The organism is Bartonella sp. AA83SXKL (assembly GCF_042196965.1).
Lineage (GTDB): Bacteria > Pseudomonadota > Alphaproteobacteria > Rhizobiales > Rhizobiaceae > Bartonella.
In genome coordinates, this window is the sequence record NZ_JBHIRG010000326.1 from 1 (window position 1) to 566 (window position 566).

The following is a 566-nucleotide window of genomic DNA, read 5'->3' on the forward strand; positions in this document are numbered from 1 at the left end:
AGGAAGAGAAAAAAGAATAACCCGTTTCCCTTTAAAATATGCATCGCTGTTCACCTCTTGCCATCGATAAGGATTATCTCCACCAATTGATTCATCGCGTACACGTGTATGGAAAGTGGTGTTGGGAACTGTTTTTCTTATCATAATTATGCTCCTGTATTTTTTATGGGAATCGTGTTTTAAAAGTGATTTTCATCTTTAAAAACACATTGAAAAGGACGTCTTAAAGAGTCCCCTTTTTGGACAAGTTTGCAAATATTTCACTGCCGCGTCAAGTAGAATTAATAGTCGACTTTGGTGGAACTTCACTCTAAAATCGAGCAAAACATTATGAAGGTGCTTCCATGACTCTCATGACAGTTTTGACTAAGGCTTTTGATGATCAAAAACTTGGAACGTCTGGTTTGCGCAAAAAAGTGTCGGTTTTCCAACAGCCCCATTATGTTGAAAATTTTATTCAATCTCTTTTTAACAGCATTGGGTCTGTTGAGGGAAAACTGTTTATTCTTGGAGGAGATGGACGCTATTTTAACCGCAACCTTCTTCAAATTGTGTTGAAAATGGCC

2 pseudogenes are annotated in these 566 nt (G+C 37.5%); one reads left to right on the forward strand and one right to left on the reverse strand.

Features of this window, described 5'->3' with window-relative positions:
- Positions 1–144: pseudogene (locus ACFINO_RS11425) on the reverse strand (peroxiredoxin); the annotation flags it as partial.
- Positions 145–344: 200 nt separating this feature from the next.
- Between ACFINO_RS11425 and ACFINO_RS11430 the strand changes: the two are divergent.
- A pseudogene (locus tag ACFINO_RS11430) lies at positions 345–566 on the forward strand (alpha-D-glucose phosphate-specific phosphoglucomutase); the annotation flags it as partial.